This window comes from uncultured Nostoc sp., from assembly GCF_964247315.1.
Classification (GTDB): Bacteria; Cyanobacteriota; Cyanobacteriia; order Cyanobacteriales; family Nostocaceae; genus Nostoc.
The window spans coordinates 1-15,154 of record NZ_CAXTTT010000154.1; the positions used below are offsets into that span (position 1 = coordinate 1).

Below are 15,154 nucleotides of genomic sequence, written 5' to 3' on the forward strand. Positions count from 1 at the left end.
TGTACACACCGCCACGGTTAAGACCAGACGGCGTAGGTGGCGAGATGAGGCAGCACCCGCAGCAAAGGGAGAATAACTAATGCCTAATGCCCGATGCCCGATGCCCGATGCCCGATGTCCCATACTCAATCGCCATTGTTCGATCCATAACCCTAGACTAAGAATGAAAACTATTACTAGATAAGCTGCAAAGGTGTTAGCGTGCAAGAAAAGTGAAGCGATACGACCTGGTGGATTTCCTCCTGGTGCGATCGTCCAACTAAACACAACCCACACAAACTGGAACTTGAAACTCCAGCCTAAAAATAACTGTCCCAAGCCCATAATTGCTACTGGCATGGAACCGATTACCACAATCCAAGCCATTTGCCGCAATTGGGCAAATGTTTGAATTAGAGCGCTATGAGCAGCAAAAACTAAAAAGAATGGTAGTAAATTAAATAAGCCGAGGAAAGCTGCTGTCTTGTCTTGGGCAAACCCAACAGTCACAATCAGCAATACACTCAAAAGGGCAAATCCCCAGTTGAGGGGGCGGCGGCTAATTTTGCGGTATTGTAGCACTAAAGTTATTAATGATACAAAACTTATAGTCACTGCCCCTATTAAAGGACTCAATGGGAAGATTAACAATGCCCATAGAGAGTAGTTCCAAGAAGATTGCCAACGAGATTTGAAATAGTCAAAAACCTTGTTCAAGCTGGCTCCCAACATTCCTCACGGGTGAGGCGAATTTGAGCTAAGGCGAAGATAGTGGGGATGATTCGACCATAGTTAGTAGCGATCGCTCTCCAGCCTAAATCCGCAAAAAACCAAGTCCACATCATTGGGCCGATCGCGGCAAACATCACGCGGGCTGCCCCATAACGAGCTGCACTCACTGTCATACCCCGTTGCGCCATTTGCATCGCTACATAACTTTGAAATTGAGTTGCAGCTGCTTCTGAGCCTGTAATTGCCGCTTGTTTGGCTACTTCATAAGTAGCAAAGTGGATGGCAAATTGACGGGCAATTTGCTTAAGTACAAGTGGCTGGAGAAGAGAAGTAACCGCTAGCGCACTACCGCCTTTAAAAAGTAATCCCAAGGGATCGCGTTGCAATAAAAGTGGTAGGGGTTGTTTTAGTTCTGATTTCAGCAGCTGACGCTGCACCTGTATAGTCAATTTTTGCTTTTCCTGTTCCGGCAATTTTTTCCATACCTGTCCTAAAAGATGCAAAAATACTTCTGCTTCTAAATCAATGGTTGCCAGCTGATGAGAATAAGAAATTTTTAGATACTTACATACTTGAACTAACGCTTGTCGGTAAGTTACCTGGCCTGTCCGTCCCCGTAATACTGTCATCCCATCTGCCGCCAAAAAACGAAAGCGGCCCTCTAGTGCATCTAACCAAGCTTTGCGGTCTTGGCTTTGTACTTCGATGGGTTCGGGTGTGTGTACATAGTCTAAGGGATTGAACTTACGACTAAATAGAATTGCCGTTAAGTCTTGCAATTCTTCTTCGGTCGCTAACTCTAGCGCCGCCCTCATTTCATCCAATTTCCCTTCCTCCCTTCCGTGCAGCTTTCTGTACCTTATTCTACTATTAGCTTTCAGCAGTCATTAGTAGTAATTTTGTCCTTTGATAATAACCAATAACTAATGACCAATAATTAACTAGGGACTATTGACTCATGACTGATATTGCAGTGATTGGTGCCGGAATTGCCGGTTTAGTCTGCGCCCAGCAGTTAAGTCAAGCTGGATATTCGGTGGTAGTGGTGGAAAAGTCGCGTGGTTTGGGAGGGAGACTAGCTACACGCCGCTTGTATGGAACTTTGGCGGATCATGGGGCTTGTTACCTGGAGCCAAAGGGTGAATTATTGGAAGGTTTTGTGGAGATATTGCGATCGCGCCATATCCTCGAAGTTTGGACAGATGAGGTTTACGAACTTACAACAGGTGTTCCTTTATCTGAACCCAATAACCGCAGTCCGCGTTATGTTGCACCTGGGGGAATGAGTGCGATCGCTAAGTCCCTCGCCCCAGGTTTAGAAATATTACTGAATCAGCGTGTCATCGCTATTACTCCAACTACCGAAAATAGCTGGCGTTTGACTCTGGAATCTAGCAATGAAGAATTAACTGCAAAAGCTATAGTTGTCGCCATTCCCGCACCCCAAACTGTGATGCTGTTAGAACCGTTGGGTGAAAGTGTATTGAATGCAGCTTTTCTTGATAACTTGCGTTCTGTAGAATTTTATCCTTCGATTAGTGCGATCGCTGGATATCCTTCTACATCTCAACCCCTCCCTCAATGGAAAGCCCTAACTTTTGTGGATGATGCTGATTTAGCATGGATTGGTTTGGACAGTAGCAAGCGTCCTAACCCTCAACAACCACATTTTGTGGTGCAAAGTAGTGCTGATTTTGCCCAACGTCATCTAGAATCACAGGATTTACAATCTGCCGGACAATATATGTTGCAACGAGCAGCTGAATCTCTGTCCCTTCCTTGGCTGAATACTCACGAATGGATGCAAGTACATCGTTGGCGTTATGCCTTTCCTAGCCGTCCTTGGCACGAAGCTTTTTTGTCTGCTGGAACTGCCTTACCTTTAATTTGCTGTGGTGATTGGTGTGGCGGCAATCTTGTCGAAGATGCGATGCTTTCTGGATTAGCTGCGGCTGATGAAATTAACAATCAGTTGCGTCATCTCCCTTTCCATAATGTGAACTTTCTAAACGTTTTTACACGATTATTTCATCTGTCGCTAGACTGATTCTGCACTATAGTGAGTCGTCATTTTTCTGACTGACTAAATCAAAGTGCAATAAATAAGTTTTTTAGATGAAATAGCAAATGTTTCTTCAAGCCTAAAAAGTGATGTTAATTACCTAAAAAGCTTAACTCAATGAAAAACTTGTCCCTAATTCAAGTTATTTTATTACTGTTAATCTTGATCCCCTAGCTTTGATGCTGCGTTTTATGTAGATTTCTGCCAAAAAGGCAGAAATTTAAAATAATTAAGATTATAAATATAAGATGTCGGTAACTTACCAGATTGTTGGACGCTATTTTAATAAGTGATGCTGTGAAACAGTATAAAATTTAACTAAAATAAGCAAAGCCAAATGTCTGATAGTGTACCAAGATAAGAGGCTAGTTTCAGGGTTGATTGTATCTATCAGCTAAAAGTAATTTGACTGGTTGTCATCAAGACATGGGCATCTAAAAAAGTTATTTTCTCAACTAAGCATTGACTTGATTAAAAAAGGAGTTTAAAAATCATGAAAACGGTAGTCAATTTAACACAACAATCAATAGTAGAAGAAATTGAAAGTGTTTTGAATACATATCCATCCGATCCATATCAACAAGCCTTTGCGATTCCTGATTTACGCCAAGAGCTAATTACTTTCGTCCTCAATCGCATTCCTTCCTTTTACAGCGTCATGTCTGACGAACAGATTCCGCTAACGGACGCTGAACAAGGAAGCTTGGCTTATTACAAATTGCCTCGAAAACCTTTAGAGCAACAACTACATTTACAGAATTTGATTCACCAAGGCATTTGTCTAATCGTTCAAGAAAAGTCAGATTGGATTAGCCATCGTGTTTGTGAAACAGTTGAACCAACTTGTGAACCTTCCCACTGGTTTGGTTAATAGTTCTAATAAGATTTGGCTCTCTGCTGAAATATAATTATGTCCATAGTTAAATTTTGAATATTGAGCCAATCCCACGACTAAAGTCAGTGTAAAAGACATGGGATTGGTTCAATATTTTTTGTTAAAGCGCAACCCTTCTTTGATGGTTGGCACTATACGTAGAATTAGGGATGAGGATTAGAATAATTTTTCCCCAGTCCCTAATCCCCAATTCCCAATCACCAGTACCTTTTTTAGTCAATTATTTGGATAAAGGATTCAGTATATTCCTCTTGAGGTGTAAACTTTGACAATTACTAAGTTCAAAGGACATTCCCAGGATATGAGAACAATAACTGCTTTAATGCTGCTAAGTATTACTGTGACTGTTGGAGTAGGGACATTAACACCCAAAGTCACTAACGCCCAATTATTTTACCCACCAGCAAGCGATCACCATTCATTAATGGTAATCGGTCAAGGAGTAGTGAGAGTGCCAGCAGATACAGCGGATATTGAATTGGTATTCAGTAGTGGAGGTAGTAATGATGAGTTACAAACGCAACCATCATCTCTACCCCAAACCCGCCGCATATCTTCACAAACTCTACTTTTAAATTACAAAACAGCAGCAGAATCTTTACCAAGCAAAAAATCCTTAACTAAAGCAACTCTTCAGCCTATAGTTAATAGCTTAGTTGCTAAAGGCATTAGTGCTGATAAAATTCAAGTACAAATTAACCCTAATTCCAGTGAAAATAACGCCAAGATATTGGTAAGACTAGAAAAACCAACGCGCGATCGCGTCCAGGAAATTGTTGGTACAGCGAACAAGTCCACTAGCCAAATTGAAAACCTTTCTGTCAAGAGTGTGGGTGTTGAATATGCAGTAAATGACTGTCAGGCTTTGCAGAGTTCAGTTTATCAATCAGCGATGAAAGATGCTCAAAGCCGCGCTCAGGCTTTAGCAACTGCAATAGAAGTTAAACTTAGTACTCCTTCTGTCGCCGAGCCATTTTACACATTATTTTATCCCTCGTGTAATTCTAAAACTGGAGTTCCTTTACCGTCGTTTGCTAGTTTTTTATTATCACCAGCTTATAATCCAGATGCACCAGCGGAAGTTGAAATGAAAAAGGATATTTTTGTGACATATACAACAAAATAAACATTTATATTTAGTGCGATTGCACTTTTATATAGTCAAAATCTGAAGTGCGATCGCTTAACTATTTCTCCTCTGAAGTCTAATCAAGAAGGGTAGATTTAATCGAACTTCTTATTTGCTTTATATTTTGCGACTGGAGTCTAGATTAGATTGCTGATTTCAAACTCTAATAATGAAAAAACTCCAGAAATGTTTGTGACAAATCTGGAGTCAGGAAAGATACGCATTTACCTATACCAAATTTTCACCTTGATAAAATCCTACGTCATCCGGGTATACACTCAAATGTAGATAAAAGTGTTTGAGGATTATCGTTTATACTCCTTCTTTATTGGAAGTAACGCAAAACAGCCCCAGATAATCTGAGGCTGTTTTGCGAGAGTTGTTTGCTAGGAGGGGTACATCAATAAGTGATGTCCGTGTTAAATATAGATAATTCAGTATGCATTTTTATTCAGCCATGTTTTGGCATATCAGGATGATTGGAAAAATTTTTATGGTTTTTTCCAAAAAGAAACTCCAGATGCACTTAAGGCATTCTGGAGCAGTAACAGGTTTCTAACATCAATCAATTTTTACCTATGCGATCGCCCAATGTCGTTAGGGTATATACTCAAATGTGTTTTATGTCTACTCATCCGCAAATAGACCAGCAAATTACCTTCGTTTACACCCATAATCTCAATGCAGCTACAGAATTCTACGAACAAAAGCTAGGTTTTGAGTTGTGGCTTGACCAAGTAACCTGTCGAATTTATACTGTTAGTTGCTCTGGATACTTAGGATTGTGCCAAGCAAGCGAAACATCGGCTCCTCCAACCGACAAGCAATCAAGTGTTATTTTTACCCTAGTGACACAGCAGGTGGATGAATGGTTTGAATATCTCAAAGAACGTGGCGTAAAATTTGAAAAGCCACCGACACTAAATGAAAAATACAACATTTACCATTGTTTTTTCCGCGATCCTGATGGTTATTTGATTGAAATTCAACGTTTTGAGACTAACGACAACAAAAAAGACATAACCCAATAAGTTATGTCTAGATGTTTAATGTACAGGGCAGGATTTTTACAGGCTAGAACTTTTTGATCTACTGGGGTACATGATACCGACTAATGCTGTATGAACATTATCGATAGGAATATACCTTTTCTTCCATAGATTTATCGGGATGAAATATGGAGTTTATGCAGCCACAGAAAAATCTTTACATTTATTTACAATTGTTGCTTAGGTATCGCTTTTGACTTTTATATAATGTTTATCTAATTGACGATCAAAAAACTCTTTGTGTCAGTACTAATAATAAGTATTTAACCTGACTTGAAATTGTTTAACAAAAACTAGAATAAATACATAACTGTCAGGATATTATGTTATTAGCAAGAATAGTTTTTTAAGTATCTCTTTGCTAATTATGCTAATTTTATAATGATTATTTTTAATTTAATAAATACTGAATGTACCGATTAAATAAATATTGTATTAGGGTGACTACATGATAGCCGAAAAAATCAAATGGTTACGCACAGCATTACAACCTAAAGGTTCAGTGACGAAAGCAATTTTCAAACATATTTTATGGTGTGGAGCTTTCGGATTTTTAATTTCTCTGCTTCACCATTTTGACAAACCTGTATCTCAACCTATTTTAGGAAGTGTTATTCCTAGTATTGTTTTAGGTTTGTTACTTGTATTTCGTACAAATACTGCTTATGAGCGATTTTGGGAAGGGAGAAAATGCTGGGGATCTATAGTAAATAACGTCCGAAATCTAGCGCGGCAAATTTGGGTATCAGTTGATGAAATTTCACCAGAAGATAAAGACAAAAAAATTACAGCATTAAACTTATTGGCAGCTTTTGCTGTAACAACTAAATTACATTTGCGAGGAGAAGCTGTCAATAGCGAGTTAGAAGATTTAATGCCATCTACTAAGTATATAAAACTGAAGATTATGAATAATCCTCCTATAGAGGTTGCTTTTTGGATAGGAGATTATTTACAAGAGCAGTATAATCGTAATTGCCTTAATAGCTATCAACTAACATCTATGCAAGAATTATTGAATAGTCTTGTGGATAATTTAGGTGCTTGCGAACGTATTTTAAAAACGCCTATGCCGCTTGCTTATGCTATTCATTTAAAGCAATTACTGATACTATATTGCTTTTTATTACCATTTCAAATAGTAGAACAACTCGGTTGGTGGACAGGTTTAATTTCTGCTTTGGTTGGGTTTACTGTGTTTGGCATTGAAGCTATTGGCTTAGAGATAGAAAACCCCTTTGGTTATGATGCTAATGATTTACCATTAGATGCAATTTGCGAGACAATGAAGCGCAATATCGACGATTTAATTACTTTGACTCCCAATACGCGATCGCACACAGAAAATATCTGATTAAAATAGACATTACAAATTATTGTAGTATTGAAAATACTTCTTTAACAAACTGGTCATATAGTATTGAGTCTTCACTCAATACTTCTGTCAAGTTGAAATAGGTAGATATTATTGGATCTTTCTGAATACGAGTATGTACCTCAGTGGTGATACAACTGGCAATTAAAATAGATTTAACCTTTGGGTTCCTACGAAAAACTTCTTCAAAGGATTTTTTAGCAGCACCATAACGTTCTAGTGCTCCCGCAGGATCAGTTCCTCCTTTTATCTCAATTACACCGACTGTTGTACCCTGATTGTTTAAAAGTGAAATATCTGGTTCACTAGAAAAAAGTATAGAGGTTTGATTAGCCAACATTACGCCCCGATAGCCCTCAATATTTCCTAGTTGTTCTTCAAGTCTGCTAGGATTATATACTTCAACTCCTGTACCCTGACGGGGAATAAAAGCAGCAAGAAGATTGCGTTCCTTAACCTCTTTGATAAGAAGTCGCTGTACAACTTTTTCTGCTTCTTCCCCAATAGCATTACGCCAAGAACCGTCTATTTGTGTTCCTGTTGAGGCTAGTAGTATTCCATATAGTTCTTCCTCAGTCAAACTTTCTATAGAACTATCAATTATCAGCGATATATGTTCATTAAAAAGTCGAGAAAGCGTTAAGGCTTTATCTTCTCCTAGAGGATATTTATTTTGTTGATCAAGTTCAATTCTCTTTACATCAATTGCTGCTAAATACTTAACGGCTTTCTGAGAAAGTGCTGCAATATTACGATAGTAAGCTAACACTGAAGAGTGTTCTCTAATTAACCTGGGATGGCAAAATACCTGAATTAGTTGCAAGTTAGGATGTTGATCGATGTAGATAAATGCTTCTTCTCCAATACCCCATTCTGCCCAATTATCCCAACTATATAAATGATTAACTGGTAACAATGCATTAATTTTAGTTGGCAAAGAGAGCGTTTTGTATTCTTTAAGCTTGCGATAAAAGAAGGTTGAACGCAAGCGATAGTTTATACGATGCGCCTCAGTTAAGAGATTTGTTTCATCTAATGGTACAGTACTCACTTTTCCCAAATATAAACACATTTACGTAGTTCTGTGCGCCCATGATTTCCCATTTGCTGGCTACTATTTCCTTTGCCTCTTCCTAATGTCCAAATATATCGCGTTTTCAGTCCAAAAGACTCTGCTATATCTGATAAAATTAGGTCTACAGGAACTTCTTCTCCAGCATACCTGACGTTATCATTTACCATTGCGACTATACCACCAGGTTTGAGAATACGAGCTAATTCATAAATTACAAAGCACATTTCGTAAAAGTAGTTACCTACCATTCTGACAATATTATCATTATTTAATTTACCTTGTTTTTTATAATTTTCTAGTATTATTAGTACTTCTTGTAAAGCAGCCTGATTTTTAAAGGTAGAATCTATTTTTAAGAAATCCTGATATCGGTTTTTAGCAGTATAAAATTCTTCTAAGTAATTAGATTTGCCACGGTTTTCTACAGTGCATGATAGCATTTGCTGACGTAAATACTTTACTTTTTCTTCACTACATCCCAAAAATGCAAGTTCAAGAGCATACGTGCGAGTGTAATCATATCTATTAACATAGGGTGGAGACGTAATGACAAAATCAATACTATTTTCTTGGATAGTTGGAATAATTTCTAAACAAGAACCTTCATAAAGTTTAGGTTCTGTCTTTTCGACAATACTAAATTTAGTCGTTGCCAATTCTAATAGTAAATTCTCACTAAATAAATTTAGTTGGACAAGACTAATATTTAAATCTGATATAATTTGCTTTAGTTTTCGATTAATTGCATTTTCAAAAGATAAAATTTCTCCTTTATTAAATTTACTATTTCCCTTTGAGCGACCTGAACGACTATCCCAGCGCAGATATTGTCCATCTTTTCTAGTATAGCTAATATCCTCCAAAATACAAAATGCAGCATATATAAATATAGTACTGATATCTTTATTTGGAATAATATTATTACAATAAGATATGTAAGCAATTAGTTGTTCTTCATTTATCGAAGAAAATGCTCCACGGGTTATTGCTAAATGATTAAATATAAAAAATTGATCATAATAGTCCTGAAAATTTATTTGTTTGAACTTTGTAATTTCTAAATTTAATAACTCTACATCTATTTTCTGAGCGATAATTCGAGCTTGTGTAGCAAAAAGCCCAACAGGTAACAGTTCAATTCCCGTAGTTTGCCACCCTAACGCATTTGCAGCAAACAAAGATGAGCCAACTCCTGAAAATGGATCTATCAGTACACCTGGTTCTGGTTTAAATTCTTGAAGAAGATAGGTAACTAGACGTTCTGAAAATCCTTCTCTATATTTGAACCAGGAAGAAAATGGAGTTTGTTTATTACCCTGGTAACTCACTAAGGTTCTATCTAAACAAGAATTCTGAATAATCTTTAATTTAAATTTTTCGTAAAGCTCGTTTCTTTGATTTGAAGAGGATATAAGTTGCATCAAATTACTTAGATATTAAACTTTTGTTGATTAATATATTAATATTTGTTAGCTGTTTTATAGTTTTTATTTATCCTCAAGAAATATAATTATTATTTCTCAGGTCATCATTCTATTAACTTTTTTATAGACTCCGAATTGCCATCTCTAACCCTTCACATACACGAGTAAGAAAATCTAAATCCAAAGTAGCGATTGCATCACTAGCCTTGTGATAATGTGGATTTCGCAAGAATGCCGTATCTGTCACCATCATTGCCGGATAACCCAAATCCCAGAATGGTGCATGATCGCTAAGTCTGGTTTGGGGAACTATTAAACCTCGATTTGGCACGGGTAGCCATTGACTAGATACGCCAGCTTTGCGAATATTACAGCTCATCCCAATTAAATCAGGCAATGTCCGCAAGTTGCCAATTAAAGCAATAAAATCACCTGTATCTGGGTAGAAGCGTTCCAGAGGAGGGGGGTAATTTTGGGAGCCAGGTGTAGAATCCTTATAACCGAGCATTTCTAAGGAGATCATTAAGCGTAGCTGTTGCTTTTGTTGATGCAACAGGGCTGCATAATCAGCACTACCCAGTAAGCCGTATTCTTCCATATCGAAAGCAACCAGTCTTAAGGGATATCTGACAGGTTCGACAGTAAACTTTCTGGCTAATTCCAGCAACACCGCTACACCTGTAGCATTATCATCAGCCGCAACTGTTCCCGGAACGCCATCATAATGAGCACCAATTAAAATTGGTAGCAAATCCTTTTTTTGCCCTTTAGCTTGGGATGGTAAATTTAATATCAAGTTATTACAAGTTTTACCTCTGACTTCAAAGGTGTGGATTTCCACACTCCCCCATTGGGAAAATTGCTGGCGGATGTATTCTTGGACAAAAAAATGTCCAGCCGTTGCCATGTAAGGATCGCGTTCTCGCGCTATCTCACTCAGGGAAGTCTGTAATCGCTCTGTTAAATTCAAATCTTTAAAGTAAGTAGCAATAATATTAGAATTTTCAGGTACTCAAAAAAGCAGAGCAAGCATCATTAAGGTGAACTTACGAATTTGCAGATACCTTAAACAGAAGTAGGCGGATATCAAGAATTGAGGCTGCTTGGGCACACCAACCATCTCAATGCTATCCTAGTCTTGCAACTATCTCCTCTAGCTGCACTTCTTAGCTTACTGCCTTAATGATGAGTATTATACATTGAGGTGTTTTTATCTTGTAGCACAAAGCTAGAGGTAGTTCCGCCCAATCATAATAAATATATAAGACACTTTAGGAGAAGAGTAACGCATGGGCAAGGTAGTCGGCATCGACTTGGGTACAACCAACTCAGTAGTCGCCGTTATGGAGGGTGGCAAGCCGGTGGTGATTGCCAATGCAGAAGGAATGCGAACAACCCCCTCCGTAGTTGGCTTCAGCAAAGAAGGTGAAAGGGTAGTTGGGCAAATGGCACGGCGACAGACCGTCCTCAATCCCCAAAATACCTTTTTTGCAGTTAAACGCTTCATTGGGCGGAAGTATGGCGAACTTAATGCAGATTCTAAGCGTGTGCCCTACACCATCCGCAAGGACGAAGTAGGTAATATTAAAATTGCCTGTCCTCGTCTGAATAAAGATTTCGCCCCAGAAGAAATTTCGGCAATGGTGCTGAAGAAATTGGCAGACGATGCTAGTCGCTATTTGGGTGAACCAGTTACAGGGGCAGTGATTACAGTACCCGCCTATTTTAATGATTCTCAACGGCAGGCAACCCGTGATGCTGGCAGAATTGCTGGTTTAGAGGTGCTGCGGATTCTCAATGAACCGACTGCGGCATCTTTGGCTTATGGATTAGATCGGGGTGACACGGAAACTATCTTAGTCTTTGACTTAGGTGGTGGCACTTTTGACGTGTCGATTTTAGAAGTAGGCGATGGGATATTTGAAGTCAAGGCTACCAGTGGCGATACGCAACTTGGTGGGAACGACTTTGACAAAATAATAGTAGATTGGTTAGCAGAGCAATTTCTGGAAACAGAAGAGGTAGACTTAAGACGCGATCGCCAAGCTTTGCAACGTCTGATGGAAGCTGCGGAAAAAGCCAAAATTGAGCTTTCTGCTGTCAGTGTCACCGATATTAACTTACCCTTCATCACCGCCACGGAAGATGGGCCCAAACATCTCGAAACTCGTTTAACTCGTTCCCAATTTGAAGGCTTGTGTGGTGATTTGGTGGGAAGATTGCGAACACCAGTAAAACGAGCGCTCAAAGATGCCGGACTTTCACCTAGAGACATTGAAGAAGTTGTGTTAGTTGGCGGTTCTACACGAATGCCAATGGTGAAGCAGCTAGTGCGGGACTTGATTGGTACAGAACCAAACGAAAACGTTAACCCCGATGAAGTTGTGGGAGTGGGTGCAGCAATTCAAGCAGGAATTCTTGCAGGCGAACTCAAAGATGTGCTGCTTTTGGATGTCACACCCCTTTCTATGGGATTGGAAACCATCGGCGGCGTGATGAAAAAACTTATTCCTCGCAACACCACCATCCCAGTACGTCGTTCTGATATTTTTTCTACGTCTGAAAATAACCAAAATACTGTGGAAATTCACGTAGTCCAGGGCGAACGGGAAATGGCAGCAAACAACAAGTCTTTAGGACGGTTCAAGCTGTATGGCATCCCACCAGCGCCACGAGGAATTCCTCAAGTTCAAGTGTCATTCGATATTGATGCTAATGGTATTTTACAGGTAACAGCTTTAGATAGAACCACTGGGCGAGAGCAGAGTATTACCATTCAAGGCGCTTCCACTTTAAACGAGTCGGAAGTGAATCGGATGATTCAAGATGCTCAAAAATACGCCGATGTCGATCGCGAACGTAAAGAGAGGATAGAAAAGCGGACTCGTTCTGAGGCGTTGATTTTCCAAGCAGAACGACAACTGAGGGAAGTAGCGCTGGAATTTGGTATGCAGTTTGCCCGCAGCCGCCGCCAAAGAATTGATAATATTTGCCGACAACTAAGAGAAAGTCTTCAGGAAAATAGCGATCGCGGTATCGATCAAGCCTACGCCGACTTGCAAGATGCTCTCTATGAGCTAAATCGGGAAGTCCGCCAGACTTATGCTGAAGATGAAGACGATGACTTGTTTGGGACTATCCGCGACATCTTTACTGGCGGTGATAAAGAACGAGAACGCGAATCTCCCAGAGATACATATCGAGAACGCGACTCATACAGTAAAGACTATAGCAAAGATTACGGTAGAGACTATGGCAGAGATTATAGCCGCGATAATCGTTCTTCCTCTTATGAAAGCCGTCCTCCACGCAAATCCCGCCCCAGCTACCAAGATAACTGGGATGATGAAGAAGACAATGATTGGTTGTAGTACTTTTAATAAAAGTTAGGAGTAGAGACGCGATTAATCGCGTCTGTACAGGAGTTAAAAATTAAATCTTTCAACTCATAACTCCTAATTAATCCAAAATCTAAAATCTAAAATTTAAATAACTGAACTATGCAAAATTTGCCGAACTTTCGCGATTACTACGAGATTTTAGGAGTATCTAAAGATGCCTCTGGTGAGGAAATTAAAAAGGTTTATCGGCGGTTAGCAAGGCAATATCACCCCGATCTGAATCCGGGTAACAAAGAATCTGAGGAAAAATTTAAAGATATCGGCGAGGCTTATGAAGTTCTTTCCGATCCAGCCAAGCGATCGCAGTACGACCAGTTTAGCCGCTATTGGAAGCAAAAAGGCTTTGCGGGTAACAAACAGACACCAAAAGCTAAAACTTGGCAGAGTAGCGCTAGCGATCGCAATGGCAATCAGGATGTAGATCCCAGCCAATTCTCTGACTTTGAAAGCTTTATTAATCAAGTTATCGGTGTCAAAAATAAGAGTGCGGCAAATAACTCCAGTAATGGCAATACTAGCGATCCGTTTCGTTCCCCCAGAACAAAAGTTGCCTACACCGTTAACACTCCACCTCGCACAACCCGGCGAGATATAGAAGCTAGATTAACGCTTCCACTAGAAAAAGCTTATCAAGGTGGTAATGAACGCATTCGTTTGGAAGATGGGCGATCGCTAGAAGTTAATATGCCTCCAGGGATGGTAACAGGTCAAACCATCCGTTTGCGGAACCAAGGCGTTGGTGGTGGCGATCTATACTTAAAAATTACCGTTGAACCTCATCGATTATTTAAGCTAGAAGGTTTAAATATCCTCTGCCAAGTACCTGTTACTCCTAGCGAGGCAGTTTTAGGAGGACAGGTAGAAGCACCTACTCTTGATGGGCCTGTAAAAATGACTACCCCTCCTGGAGTTAGGTCTGGTCAAAAATTTCGACTAGGCAATAAAGGCTATCCTAACGATGCCGGGAAACGTGGCGATCAACTAGTAGAAATTCAAATAGTTACACCGAAAAATATTAGTCAAGAAGAACGGGAGCTTTACGAAAAGTTACGGCAAATTGAAACCTTTAAACCCCGTGCTGATTTAATACGTTAGGGATGAAGTAGTGTATTAATCCATGACTGACATCAGTAATTGAGTACTTAACCTGAGTTTGAGTTAAGAGATCAAGCGATCGCACAATTAGAGGCTACTATCTTAGGTTGACGTGAGTAAAATAGGTCAAATCTACCTTATCTCCAGTACATGTCAGCAGAAATCAAATTTCGTCACTACTTTGTTGACGAAGCAGGTGATCTTACATTCTTCGATAAAAAGGGACGCATCATCGTAGGTTAACCCGGAGCATCTAAATTTTTTATGGTTGGTGTTGCTCAAATTTCTGATCCAGAACAAGTTAACTGGGAACTGAATGCACTCCGCACAAGCTTGATGACTCATCCTCGCTTCAAAAATATTCCCTCTATGCAACCTGAAGCGAAAAAGACTGTGATTACCTTTCACGCTAAGGACGACCATCCCGAAATTCGTGAAAAGGTTTTTGGACTGATGGAGTCTTTCGATATCAAAGTTCTCATTGCAATTCAGAGTAAAGCTGATATGGCAGAATCAGCAAAAGCAAACTTTAAGAGTTTAAGTACAAAGCTTCAGCAGAACGCAATTTATGACGATCTCATAACACGAGTGTTCAAAAATCTGTTGCATAAAGCAGATGTTATCAATAGACCTCTTGCAAAAGTCCTAGATGCGTGAGACAAGTAAGTTAGAGTTAGGTAGCATCTACAGGGCGGCCGCATCATGTCAACAAAAGGATTGTATTTTCAATAAGCTCCCAAATAGTCGCATTAATTGTTGCTTATTGACACAGGTTGAAGCGATCACTTTGAGCTTGGGAAACTAAACCAAACGATAAATGCTGATTTTTTCGTTGGTTCTTAACCTTGGTTGTGATCAAGAGTAATTTAGATGCGTTTGCCCTGGTAGCATCTATGACCTACGAACAAGTAAAGAGCCTGAAGCCAGAAGACTTTAAA

General features: G+C 39.4%; 12 protein-coding genes and 1 pseudogene. 8 read left to right on the forward strand and 5 right to left on the reverse strand.

The window, feature by feature from the left end; all coding sequences use genetic code 11:
• Together ACFE93_RS30590 and ACFE93_RS30595 are read right to left on the reverse strand one after the other, a co-directional pair.
• Positions 1–594 (reverse strand): annotated as a pseudogene (locus tag ACFE93_RS30590) (hypothetical protein); the annotation flags it as partial.
• A gap of 98 nt (positions 595–692) precedes the next feature.
• The gene (locus ACFE93_RS30595; RefSeq protein ID WP_375479234.1) at positions 693–1,535 is read right to left on the reverse strand and encodes a hypothetical protein; all 843 of its coding nucleotides are present in this window, start codon (positions 1,533–1,535) and stop codon (positions 693–695) included.
• A gap of 134 nt (positions 1,536–1,669) precedes the next feature.
• On the opposite strand from ACFE93_RS30595, the gene ACFE93_RS30600 reads away from it, so the two are divergent.
• From ACFE93_RS30600 to ACFE93_RS30620, 5 genes are all read left to right on the forward strand, one after another.
• Entirely contained in the window at positions 1,670–2,758 is a 1,089-nt protein-coding gene (locus ACFE93_RS30600) for an NAD(P)/FAD-dependent oxidoreductase (protein WP_375479236.1), read from the forward strand.
• 508 nt (positions 2,759–3,266) lie between these two features.
• Positions 3,267–3,644: a hypothetical protein gene (locus ACFE93_RS30605; RefSeq protein WP_375479238.1), complete on the forward strand. Its 378-nt coding sequence runs from the start codon at positions 3,267–3,269 to the stop codon at positions 3,642–3,644.
• Positions 3,645–3,933: 289 nt separating this feature from the next.
• A complete protein-coding gene (locus ACFE93_RS30610) occupies positions 3,934–4,794 on the forward strand; it encodes an SIMPL domain-containing protein (RefSeq protein WP_375479240.1) in 861 nt (286 codons plus the stop codon).
• Between the two features lie 626 nt (positions 4,795–5,420).
• On the forward strand, positions 5,421–5,828 hold the full coding sequence (locus ACFE93_RS30615) for a VOC family protein (RefSeq protein WP_375479242.1): 408 nt from the start codon (positions 5,421–5,423) through the stop codon (positions 5,826–5,828).
• A 466-nt stretch (positions 5,829–6,294) separates the two neighbouring features.
• The gene (locus ACFE93_RS30620; RefSeq protein WP_375479243.1) at positions 6,295–7,200 is read left to right on the forward strand and encodes a bestrophin family protein; all 906 of its coding nucleotides are present in this window, start codon (positions 6,295–6,297) and stop codon (positions 7,198–7,200) included.
• 19 nt (positions 7,201–7,219) lie between these two features.
• Here ACFE93_RS30620 and ACFE93_RS30625 read toward each other — a convergent pair whose 3' ends face one another.
• The 3 genes from ACFE93_RS30625 to ACFE93_RS30635 form a co-directional block, all read right to left on the reverse strand.
• Entirely contained in the window at positions 7,220–8,272 is a 1,053-nt protein-coding gene (locus ACFE93_RS30625; RefSeq protein ID WP_375479245.1) for an XcyI family restriction endonuclease, read from the reverse strand.
• Positions 8,269–9,717: a site-specific DNA-methyltransferase gene (locus ACFE93_RS30630; protein WP_375479247.1), complete on the reverse strand. Its 1,449-nt coding sequence runs from the start codon at positions 9,715–9,717 to the stop codon at positions 8,269–8,271. Before ACFE93_RS30630 ends, ACFE93_RS30625 begins: the two co-directional genes overlap by 4 nt.
• Before the next feature lie 124 nt (positions 9,718–9,841).
• Positions 9,842–10,690 (reverse strand): M28 family peptidase, encoded by an 849-nt coding sequence (locus ACFE93_RS30635; RefSeq protein ID WP_375479249.1) that lies wholly within the window; start codon positions 10,688–10,690, stop codon positions 9,842–9,844.
• A 319-nt stretch (positions 10,691–11,009) separates the two neighbouring features.
• Between ACFE93_RS30635 and dnaK the strand changes: the two genes are divergently transcribed.
• The 3 genes from dnaK (at position 11,010) to ACFE93_RS30650 (ending at position 14,873) form a co-directional block, all read left to right on the forward strand.
• On the forward strand, positions 11,010–13,091 hold the full coding sequence (gene dnaK / locus ACFE93_RS30640) for a molecular chaperone DnaK (protein WP_375479251.1): 2,082 nt from the start codon (positions 11,010–11,012) through the stop codon (positions 13,089–13,091).
• A 129-nt stretch (positions 13,092–13,220) separates the two neighbouring features.
• A complete protein-coding gene (locus tag ACFE93_RS30645; RefSeq protein WP_375479253.1) occupies positions 13,221–14,216 on the forward strand; it encodes a DnaJ C-terminal domain-containing protein in 996 nt (331 codons plus the stop codon).
• 264 nt (positions 14,217–14,480) lie between these two features.
• Positions 14,481–14,873 carry a hypothetical protein gene (locus ACFE93_RS30650; RefSeq protein ID WP_375479255.1) on the forward strand — a complete coding sequence of 131 codons (393 nt, stop codon included), beginning with the start codon at positions 14,481–14,483 and terminating at the stop codon, positions 14,871–14,873.
• The last annotated feature ends 281 nt before the right edge of the window (positions 14,874–15,154 follow it).